This is a genomic window from Enterobacter sp. WP_7_1 (genome assembly GCF_003688535.1).
GTDB lineage: Bacteria > Pseudomonadota > Gammaproteobacteria > Enterobacterales > Enterobacteriaceae > Enterobacter > Enterobacter asburiae.
This window is the reverse complement of the sequence record NZ_REFK01000003.1, coordinates 589,451-601,731: the sequence shown is the minus strand read 5'-3', so window position 1 is coordinate 601,731 and position 12,281 is coordinate 589,451. Positions and strand designations below refer to the sequence as shown.

At 61.1% G+C, this 12,281-nt stretch carries 2 protein-coding genes; one reads left to right on the top strand and one right to left on the bottom strand.

Annotated elements, in window-relative coordinates; translation table 11 throughout:
- Nucleotides 1-5: 5 nt before the first annotated feature.
- Nucleotides 6-533: a tetratricopeptide repeat protein gene (locus BJ885_RS16120; protein WP_121932315.1), complete on the bottom strand. Its 528-nt coding sequence runs from the start codon at nucleotides 531-533 to the stop codon at nucleotides 6-8.
- Nucleotides 534-1,292: 759 nt separating this feature from the next.
- Between BJ885_RS16120 and BJ885_RS16115 the strand changes: the two genes are divergently transcribed.
- Nucleotides 1,293-12,257: a BapA/Bap/LapF family large adhesin gene (locus tag BJ885_RS16115; RefSeq protein WP_121932314.1), complete on the top strand. Its 10,965-nt coding sequence runs from the start codon at nucleotides 1,293-1,295 to the stop codon at nucleotides 12,255-12,257.
- The last annotated feature ends 24 nt before the right edge of the window (nucleotides 12,258-12,281 follow it).

The window sequence follows — 12,281 nt, the reverse complement described above, 5'->3', positions numbered from 1 at the left end:
GAAAATCAGAATTCCGGATGTCCGTTGATGGCGGCCTGCAGGTCACGGTACTCCTCGCAGGACTGGCCACAAATACCGGCAATCACCTTCAGCTGTTCTTTCGCGAGATCAGGACGTCCTTTTACCATCCACGCTTCACCGAGATATTCCCGGGCTTTGGCATAATCCGGTGCGATAGCCAACGCGCGCTGGTAATAACCAATCCCTTCGTCCGTGCGGCCAAGCTTGCGCGTGGCGAACCCGCGATAGTTCCACGCTTCAGCCGTATTGCCATTTTTCAGCGAATCAAGCAGGTTGAGCGCCGCCTGGTACTCGCCTTTCTTCGCAAGATGGTACGCATAGTTGGTTTTGTCCTGGTCGCTGAGGCTGCTGCTCTTATCCGGCACGCATTTCTGGGTGGCGCTGTCATACACCTGTCCGGAAGGACAATCGGGCGTTTTGCTCTCGGTACTATTATTGCCCATTGCCAGCGCCAGGGGGGACAGCAGGGAAAAAATCAGCACCGGGATCAAACGAAACGAGGTCGTGTTCATATAAAGCTCCAGGGTAAGAAGGGAGTGACGTCAGTAAACGCCCGACTGACGCTTTTTATTCATTCTCCCCGTAATTTTTTTGTTGTCGCAAAATCATGCTGATGTCGTAGCCCCAATGGAAATTAATCAGGTTATTTTACCCTTTTCTTAACGCTATTATTTTCGCGTGATAGCAGAATTTTAACCCCGCATAAGAATATATTTTATTGTGCAAGTGATATAATATATCTTATATCAAAAACGTTACCCTAACTTAAATGCATATTAAGCGCGCTTAAACAATAACGTTTTACAGTATATTAAAAATGTCTCCTACCAATTATCACACTGCGTAAATCATATTTAAAATCAACATCGCAAGACAAAATCAAAATCATTAAAAACAAAGGGTTAAAATAGTTAAATTATTAACAAGCCCAATGTATTAATGCCCTCTTCATTGTTTTGGCACTTATTTACGAAAGCTTAATTTGCACAACCATCGTTTTCTGTCTATATCATTTTTATATTCTTGAAAATAATTCCTCTATTAATCACAGGGTTTTATAAGACACAAAACACCCATAAAACTGTTCTCTTTATAAGTCATTAGATTCGCTCTGATGTTGCCACTCTGAATTCTGGCGGGCATCGTGCGCGCTAAAAACAACGGTCAGTGCTGCGTGATAACAGCGACTGCGCCGGGGGCGCCCTTTACCTTCTGCAGAGATGGCTCGTCTTGCTCGCCGTTCATGATACATTTGCTGGAGTAATGCCTAAATGAGCCAAATCTCTGTTATATCGAAACTTACTGGCGTGGAAACGACCACGGAAGGCACACAGGTTACGCTGAGCCATTCCTCTATCGTTGAGCTTCATGTCGAGCGAGCGAGCGTCTCCCACTTCGCGCGAAATGGTAACGATCTGCTGGTTACGCTGCACTCCGGCGAGGTGATCACCCTTAAAAACTTCTACGTCACGGACGCGCAGGGCGTGAGCCAGCTGGTGCTGCAGGACAGCCAGGGCGCATTATGGTGGATTGAAGATCCGACCGGAGCCGCCACGTACGAATCTATCGCGTCCACGGACGTGCTGCTTGCGGCCTCCGGGAGCGACACCGGGGGGGCCGCCATCTGGCCATGGGCTCTGGGCGGCATTGTCGCAGCAGGCGGCATCGCGGCGGCGGCAAGCACAGGTGGTGGCGGCGGCGGTGGAGATGACGGCAATAATAATAGCCCCAACCCCAACACACCCGTCGATCCTGCCGATCCGGATACAACGCCGCCGAACGCGCCTTCCGGCCTTAAGTTCTCTTCAGACGGTAAAACCGTCACCGGTACCGCCGAACCCGGCAGTACCATCACGCTGAAAGACGCGAACGGAAATGTTATTGGCTCAGGAAAAACGGGCAGCGACGGAAGCTTTACCGTCTCTCTCGGCACACCGTTGACCAACGGCGAGCAGGTGACTGCCACCGCGACGGATAACGCCGGGAATACCAGCCCGGGCACAACGCTCAACGCACCGGACACCACCGCGCCCGATGCGCCAGCAATCACCAGCGTAACGGACGATATTGCTCCGCAGACGGGGGCCGTCAGCAACGGCGGCAGCACCAACGATCAGCGCCCGCAGCTTACCGGTACCGGCGAGGCGGGCTCGACCGTGACGATTTATGACGGCGGAGTCGCTATTGGTACGGCGGTCGTCGCCAGCAACGGCACCTGGACCTTTACCCCGTCGGTTGACCTGAGTGAAAGCACTCATCAGATTACCGTGCGGGCAACCGACGCCGCGGGCAACACTGGGCCTGCCTCACCGGTGTTTACCCTGACGGTGGATCTTACTCCGCCGGACGCGCCGACCGCGATTGTGCTGACCGACGATACGGGCGTTATCAGGGGAACCATCACGTCGGGCGCGCTTACCGATGCTTCACTGCCGATCCTGGCGGGAACCGGCGAGCCCGGCGGAACCATCACCATTTACGATAACGGCGTGGTGGTTGGCACCACAACGGTTCAGCCCAACGGCACCTGGAGCGTCACGCCGAACGGCCCGCTCCCGGACGGGACACACTCCATAACCGTCACTGAAACCGATGCCGCCGGAAACCTGAGTGCGGCCTCAGAGCCTGTCATCTTCACCGTGGACACCACGCCGCCGTCTGCCCCGGGTAATCTCGTGGTGTCGAATGATGGCGGCACCATCAGCGGCATCGCGGAAGCTGGCAGCACGGTGACCATCCGTGAAGGCGATATCACCCTTGGTACGGTGGTTGCCGACAGCCAGGGTAACTTCAGCCTGACGCTGACCCCACCAAAAGTTAACGGCGAAATCCTGACCGCTGACGCGACCGACACGGCCGGCAACACCAGTCCAACCACCTCCGCGGCTTCACCGGATATTACCTCACCGCAGATGCCAGTTATCGTATCGGTGATTGATGACGTGCAGGCCACCACCGGCCCCGTGGGCCAGAATGGCCTCACTAACGACACGACGCCGACGCTCACCGGCACAGCTGAACCGGGTTCAACCGTTACTATCCGTCTGGACGGTACTGATATTGGCACAGTGCTAACCGACAGCAACGGTCAGTGGTCTTATACCCCCACCACGCCGCTTGTCGAGGGCGCTCACACTTTTACCGCCGTTGCTACCGATACGGCGGGTAACACCAGCCTTCCGTCGGAGGGCTTCACCTTGACCGTCGATATTACTCCGCCACCGGCAGCGACTATCGCTACCGTGACCGATGATGTCGGCGGCGTTCAGGGTCCGCTCAGCAGCGGCGATACCACGGATGACACCAAACCGCTGCTGCAGGGCACCGCCCCGGCTGATGCGGTAATCACCGTCTATGACGGCGCAACCCTGCTCGGCACCGCCACCCTTGACGGCAGCGGCGGCTGGAACTTTACGCCAACGACTCCACTCACCGACGGCCTGCATTCGCTGACGGTTCACGCCACGGATGCCGCAGGCAATACCAGTATCTCCAGCCCGTTCGCACTGGTAGTGGACACCACGCCACCGCTTGCCCCGGGTAATCTCGTGGTGTCGAATGATGGCGGCACCATCAGCGGCATCGCAGAAGCTGGCAGCACGGTGACCATTCGTGAAGGAGACGTCATCCTTGGCACAGCTGTTGCCGACAGTCAGGGTAACTTCAGCCTGACGCTGACCCCACCAAAGGTTAATAGTGAAATCCTGACCGCTGACGCTACCGACACGGCCGGCAACACCAGTCCAACCACCTCCGCGGCGGCACCGGATATTACCCCACCGCAGACGCCAGTTATCGTGTCGGTGATTGATGACGTGCAGGCCACCACCGGTCCCGTGGGCCAGAACGGCCTCACCAACGACCGGGCCCCGACCGTGAACGGAACGGGCGAAGCGGGCTCGACCATCACGATTTATAACGGCAGCGATGTCCTCGGTACGGTGGTTGTATCCTCCTCCGGCCAGTGGAGCTTTACGCCGCCCTCACCGCTGACCGATGGCACGTACGTGCTGACGGCAACGGCGACGGATCCCGCCGGGAACCCGAGCGGGTTATCAGACTCGTGGACAATTAACGTCGACGGCACGGCACCCGGCGCCCCGGTGATTTCACAGGTTGTAAACGATATCCCAGGGCAGACCGGCACGATCGACCTGAATGGGACCACCAACGACTCCACCCCGACGCTCAGCGGTACCGCCGAAGCAAACGCGACGATCAGCCTGCGCGTGGACGGTGTTGAAATTGGTACAACCCTTGCCAATGGCCTCGGCGTATGGAGCTTTACCCCTTCCTCCCCAATCGGTGAAGGGTCCCATGCCCTGACCGCCGTCGCGACCGATGCGGCAGGCAACCCCAGCGGCGTCTCCAACACCTGGACTCTGACGATTGACAGCGTCGCGCCTGCCGCCCCGGTCATTACCCAGGTGCTGGACGATGTGCCGGAGCGCCTCGGTGCGCTCAATTCTGGCGACAGTACCAACGACACCACGCCAACGCTCAACGGCACCGCTGAGCCGGGCTCAACCGTCACCATTCGCCAGGACGGCGTCGATGTCACAACGATTGTGATCGACAGCAGCGGCACGTGGACCTATACCCCGACCACGCAGCTTGTTAACGGCACCTATACCTTTACCGCCGTCACCACCGATGGCGCGGGTAATACCAGCCAGCCGTCAGGCGGCTTCACCCTGACCGTCGATACCACGCCGCCAGCGGCGGCAACCATCGCCACCGTGACCGATGACGTCGGCGGCGTTCAGGGCACGCTTAACAGCGGCGATACCACGGATGACACCACGCCGCTGCTGCAGGGCACCGCCCCGGCTGATGCGGTAATCACCGTCTATGACGGTGCCACACTGCTCGGCACCGCCACCCTTGACGGCAGCGGAGGCTGGAGCTTTACGCCCGTTACCCCGCTCACCGACGGCCCGCATTCCCTGACGGTTCACGCCACGGATGCCGCCGGCAATACCACTGTCTCCAGCCCGTTTGTGTTGACGGTAGATACCGTCGCGCCCGCCACGCCGGACATCCCGGCAATCACCGTCAATCCTGACGGAGCAGACACAACGCTGAACCCTGGCGAAACCACCCGCGACACCACGCCGACCCTGAGCGGTACCGGCACGGCGGGCGATACCGTGACGATCTACAACAACGGCGTCAAAATCGGCGACGCCGTCGTGGACAACACCGGCAACTGGTCGTGGACGCCATCAACCCCACTGCCCGGCGGTACCTATGACATCACCCTGACCGTCACCAACGTGGACGGCACGGGCAACGAAAGCGCCCCGTCGCAGCCGGTAACTATCACCATTGATACCGAAGCGCCGGCTACGCCTGCGGCACCGACCGTCACCGACAGCGTTACACAGATCACCGGCCCCGTACCCGATGGCGGAACCACCAACGATCCGCGCCCGGTCCTGAGCGGCACCGGCACGCCGAACGACGTCATCAACATCACTGACACCGTCAACGGCATATCGACCGTCGTGGGCACCGTCACGGTAGACAGCAGCGGTAACTGGAGCTGGCGCCCTGGCAGCGACATTGCCGAGGGCAGCCACGCCTATACCGCCACCGCCACCGATGAAGCGGGCAACGTCTCTGACCCGTCTCCAGCGATTACGATCATCGTGGATACCCTGGCACCGGATACGCCGGTGATTAGTGCAGTGGGCGGTGAGCCGAACGGTGGCTACATCACGGATACCACACCGACAGTGGGCGGAACCGGCGTCAACGGTGAGACGGTGATCGTCTACAACAACGGTGTCGAAGTGGGCCGTGTCGTGGTGGTTAACGGGGAATGGAACCTGGCGCTTCCAACGCAAACGGACGGTCCGCTGAATATCACCGTTGCGGGTGTGGATGCGGCTGGCAACCTTAGCGCGCCGAGTTCGGTCTTTACCGTCACCCTCGATACCGTTGCGCCTGGGATACCGCAGATTAATGCCGTCTCAGACAGCCAGCTCACCAACAACGTGCTCTACACCCGCGACGGCGCGCCGACCCTTACCGGGACAAGCGAACCCGGCACCACCGTTATCGTCTCCGTCGACGGTATCCCGTCAGGTGTGCCGGTCACGATACAGCCGGACGGCAGCTGGAGCTGGACCGCAGGCACAACGCTCTCAGACGGCCCGCATACCTTCACCGTCTCCGCTACCGATGCTGCGGGTAACGCTTCAGGAACTTCAGCCCCGCTGAGCGTGACGGTAGATACCCAGGATCCAACCGCCCCGGGCAATCTTAGCCTTGCTCCAGAAGGTACACCGCTGACCGGAACCGCCGAGGCTGGAGCACTCATTACCGTTAAGGATAGCGGCGGAAACGTCATTGGTACCGGGGTTGCGACCGGGGGCAACTTCTCCATCGCGGTCAGCCCGGCCCCGCAGGATGGTGCGACCCTGACCGTGACCGCAACCGATGCGTCCGGACGTACCAGCCCTGATGCGACTTACAACGTCACCGGTACGCTTCCGAATCTTCCTGACGTGCCCGTCATCACGGCGATTGTCGATGACGCGGATCCGGTCACCGGCGATGTGAAAGGCAAAACTACCAACGACACCACGCCAACGCTTACCGGTACGGCCGAAGCGGGCAGCCTGATAACCATCTATCAGGACGGTAGCGCGACGCCATTGACAACGGTGACCGCTGACGGCAGCGGCAACTGGAGCTATACGCCAGCCGCTCTTGGCGAGGGGCTGCACACCTTTGAGGTGACCGCGACCCTCAACGGCCAGACCAGCGGCCGCTCTCCGGCAGCCAGCGTCACCGTCGACCTCACCGCACCGGGCACGCCAGCTATCGGCGCGGTGATTGACGACGTCGGTCCGGGCACCGGCCCGCTGACCAGCGGCCAGATCACCAACGACAACCAGCCGACCCTCACCGGCACCGGCGCGGCGGGCGATACCATCTCCATCTACAACAACGGCGTGCTGCTGGGGACCGCGGAGGTCGGCAACACCGGCACCTGGAGCTATACGACGCCTGCCCTGGCTGAGGGTAATAACGTCCTGACCATCCGCGAGACCGATCCGGCGGGGAACCAGAGCGGTCCTTCGGCGGGCTTCACCGTCGTGGTGGACTCCGTTTCCGCCACGCCGGTTATCACCAACGTCACGGATAACGTCGGTAACGCTGCCACCACGGTGGTCAGCGGCAGCGAAACGAACGACGCCACGCCAACCCTTTCGGGGACAGCGGATGCAAACAGCGTGGTGACCATTTTCGACGGCGGCACCCAGATTGCCGTGGTGACGGCTGACGGCACCGGCGCATGGACATTTACCCCTGACACCGCGCTCGGCGAAGGCTCGCACAGCTTCACCGTCCGGGCGACCGACCCGCTGGGCAACGTCAGCGCAATCTCAGCCCCATGGAGCGTGGTGGTTGACCTGACGGCACCAACGGTTCCGACGCTGGATAATGTAAACGACGACGTCCCTGGCGGCGTTCTGGGCAATCTCACCAGCGGCCAGGTGACCAACGATAGTACCCCAACCATCAGCGGCACCGGGCAGGCGGGCAGCACGATTCACATCATGAACAACGGCACGCAGATTGGTACTGCGATCGTTGACGGCAGCGGGAACTGGTCCTTTACGCCGACCGCGTCGCTGGGCGACGGCAGCTACTCCCTGCGCGCGTATGCAACGGATGCGGCAGGCAACGCCTCGGCGAACTCGTCGGTCTTCGCCTTCACCATTGATACCGCGGCCCCTGGCGTACCGGTGGTGACCGGCGTGATTGACGATGTCGGTCCGGTCACCGGGACGCTCACGACAGGCAACAGCACCAACGACGCGCGTCCAACCTTCAACGGCACGGGCGACGTGGGTTCTACCGTGCACGTGATCGTTGACGGCAACGAAATTGGCACTGCGGTGGTGAATGCCCAGGGCAGCTGGACCTTCACGCCGGGTACCGATCTGCCCGACGGGCCGCACGCCATCACCTTCAACGCCACCGACGCGGCTGGCAATACCGGCAGCACGACGACGCCGTTTAACCTGACGGTAGATACGGGCGTGCCGTCGGCGCCGGTCATTTCGACCGCGGGTGACAATGTGGGCAGCATTCAAACCCCGCTCTCTTCCGGGCAGAGCACCGACGACACCACGCCGACGCTGAACGGCACCGCGACCGCAAACGCCACTGTCACCGTGTATGAGAACGGCCAGCCGGTCGGCACCGTTCAGGCGGACGGTACCGGCGCATGGAGCTTTACGCCGTCAACGCCGCTGGCCAGCGGCAGCCATACCTGGACCGCCACGGTCACCGATGCAGCGGGCAACGTCAGCCCGACCTCGCCGGGCTTTACCCTGATTGTTGATACCGCGGCACCGAACGCGCCGGTTATCAGCCAGGCGATAGACGACGTGGGCAGCATCACCGGCCCGCTCACGTCCGGGCAAACAACCGACGATACCGTTCCGCGCCTTGTCGGGACCAGCGAACCATTTGCCACCGTGAACATCTATGAGGGAGCAACCCTTGTCGGAACAGGCACCGCGGATGGCAACGGAAGCTGGAGTATCTTGCTCAACACCACGCTGACAGCAGGCGCGCACAGCTTCACCGCGCAGGCGACGGATGCGGCAGGCAACACCAGCGTGTCCTCCACCAGCTTCAGCCTCACCGTCGACACCACGCCGCCTGCGCTGCCGGTGCTGACCAGCATTCTGGATGACGTGGGCAATGCGGCGACGCCGGTGGCGAACGGCGGGTTCACCAACGACGCGCAGCCAACCCTCAGCGGTACGGCGGAAGCCGGGTCAACGGTGAAAATCTTTGATAACGGCGTACAAATTGGCAGCGTGACGGCGACCGGAGGGGCGTGGAGCTTTACACCATCCCCGGCGCTGAGCAACGGTCCGCACAATTTAACCTTTACCGCCACCGATGCGGTGGGCAACGCGAGCGCGCCTACCGCCGGGTATGTGATTAACGTCGATACCCTCGCGCCGGGCGCACCGGTCATCAGTTCGGTCATTGATGATGTCGGCAGCGTCACCGGGCCGGTGACCGGTACGAATCCGACCAACGACACGCGCCCAACGCTGAGCGGAACCGCCGAAGCAAATGCCACGGTGCGGATCTACGATGGCATTACGCTGGTGGGCACGGTGACCGCCGACGGCAGCGGAAACTGGACCCTGCCGCAAACCACCACGCTGACGCAAGGAACGCATAACCTCACCGCCACGGCCACCGATGCAGCGGGCAACACCAGCGTGGCGTCAGCCGTGACGACGATTATCGTCGATACAACCGCCCCAACGGCGCCAACCGGAACCTTCAACGCCGACGGTAGCGTCCTGACCGGAACTGCGGAAGCAGGCAGCACCGTCGCGATCCGCCTTGCGGACGGCTCGACGGTGACCGCCATTGCGGGCAGCAACGGCACCTACACTTACACCTTCATTAACAAACAGACCGAAGGCCAGACGCTGCAGATCACCGCCACCGATGCCGCGGGCAACACCTCGCTGCCGGGCTCCGCCCTTGCGCCGGTGGTGCCGCTCTCCGCCAGCAATAACGTCGAAGAGCTGAATCTCAGCACCACGGCAACCGTGACCAACAGCCAGTACAGCGATTACGGCTTCCTGCTGGTCGGCGCCGTCGGCAACGTCCTTACGCTGCTGGGCAATGATACGGCCCAGGTCAACTTCACGGTGGGCAGCGGCGGCAGCGCGGATATCGTGGTGAACGCCAACGCCACGGGAGCGGTGCTCTCTCTGCTCAACACCCTTGAGCTGGTGGTTCAGCATTACGTCAACGGCGCCTGGACCACCGTGGTGGACACCGGCCAACCGCAGTTTGCCGATCTCCTGACCCTCGGCGCAACCGGCGTCTCGCTGAACCTGACCGGGCTGGCTGACGGCAACTATCGCGTGCTCAGCTACAACACCAACCTGCTGGCAACCGGCTCCTACACCAGCCTCGACGTGGCGGTGAAAGAGACCGGTCCGGGTACGGTCACGGGCGAAACCAGCCTCAACGGCAACGTGATCCTCGATACGGACCCGACCGCCGGCAGCGACAACGCGCCGGCCGGAACCACCATCTCCGCAGTCACTAACGGACAGGGCGTCACCACCAGCGTGAACGCCGACGGCACGGTGATCCAGGGGCAGTACGGTACGCTGACCATTAACCGCGACGGCAGCTACACCTACAACCTGACCGACACCAGCGCCGCGGTCATTGGCCGGACGGAGAGCTTCACCTACACCATTACCCATAACGGCGTCAGCGCGTCGGCGCAGCTGGTGCTGTCTCTGGGTGCCGGTACGGTAATCAACGGCATTGTGGCGGTGGACGACACGGCCTCGCTGACCTTTGACACCACCGTGAGCGAGATTAATAACGGCGCCTCGTCTCAGGGTGGCTTTACAGTGGTGGGCATTAATCTCGGCAATACGCTGGGGCTTAACCTGCTGGACGACATGACCAACCCGATTATCTACAACGTGGAGGAAGGCACGACCCGCACCATGACCATCCAGGCCTCAGTGGGCGGCGTGGCGCTGGCGTCGGTATTCGATCTGTACGTCTATAAGTTCAACAACGCCACCCAGACCTTCGAGCAGGTTCGCGTCGAGTCGGGCTGGCTGCGCGCCCCGTTGCTGGGGGGAACGTCATCCCAGCTGACGCTGAATCTGCCTGCCGGGGAGTACCTGTTCTTACTCAATACCGCATCGGGGATCGCCGTCCTGACGGGTTACACGCTGAGCGTTCTGCAGGATCATGTCTACAGCGTGGCGAGCATCAGCGAAACCACCACGGGCGACGTGCTGGCGAATGACCCTGTTCCGGCGGGCACGGTGGTCACCGAAGTGAACGGCGTGGCGGTCAACAGCAGTGGAACAACCGACATTCAGGGGGAATACGGCACGCTGACCATCAATTCGTCCGGTCAGTACACCTACACCCTGAGAAGCGGCGTGGGGGCAGACCATATCAGCACGCCGGACACCTTCGTCTACACCGTTACCGCGCCTGACGGCTCGAAGGATACGGCATCGCTCAACATCACCCCAACCGCCCAGGCGATGGATGCGGTGAACGATGTCAGCGCCACGATGGACCTCACCTCGGTGCACCACACGTCGGTCTACTCGGATACCACCGTGGGCGTCGCCAACTGGACGACGGCGCTGTTTTCGTCAACCCAGGGCTCCGGTAGCGGAACCTTCGTGGTCGACGCGAACACCGCGCTGCACAACGCGTCGCTGCACTTTAACGTGGCCTCGCTGCTGTCGCTGGGCGGACTGACGGTGAACTGGTCCATCAGCGACGGCTCGGGCGTGATCCGCAGCGGCTCCTTCAGCGGCGGCTCGCTGCTGGGCGGCAGTATCGACGTCCCGCTGACCGGGCTGGATCTCAACGCCGGGACCTATACGCTGAACTTTACCGGTAGCGTACCGGGGCTGAGCGTCGGGACCATCACCATCACGCCAAGCGTGAACGGCACCACCTACTCGCTGAGTGATTTCGACGTCACCGGCAGCCACACCGTCAACGGCAATATCTTTGACGGCACCGACTCTGGCGGCGTGCTGGATCAGCTCCACTCGGTGGATACCCGTCTGAGCGTGACCGGTTACAACGGCGTTACCACCACGCTGGATCCGTATACCGGCAGCGCAACGGTGAATATCACCGGCCATTACGGCATCCTGGCGATCGGCGCTGACGGTCATTACACCTATACCCTCAACAGCGGGGTATCGCTCTCATCCATGACCTCGAAGGAGACCTTCAACTACACCCTGACCGATGCCAACGGCAACACGGATACCGCCACGCTGACCATCAATATGGCGCCGCAGTTCATCAGTTCGGAACACAACGACGCCATCACCGGTACGGCCTACGGCGATACGCTGATTTACCAGGTGCTGAACAGTACGGTGGGGAATGCTACGGCGGGTAACGTCAGCAGCACCGCGGGCGATCACTGGACCGGCTTCTCGCTGGCGCAGGGGGACAAGATCGACATCGGCGATCTGCTGGTGGGCTGGAACGGTAGCGCCTCGACGCTGGGGAATTATCTCCATGTTACTAATAGTAATGGCAATACCGTGATCTCCATCGACCGTGACGGTACAGGGGGCACCTACACTAATACCACGCTCGTTACGCTTGATGGCGTTCAGACCACCTACGACGAGCTTGTTAATCAGCAGCACATCATTACCTGATAGCACCTGCAAGAGATGACCCGG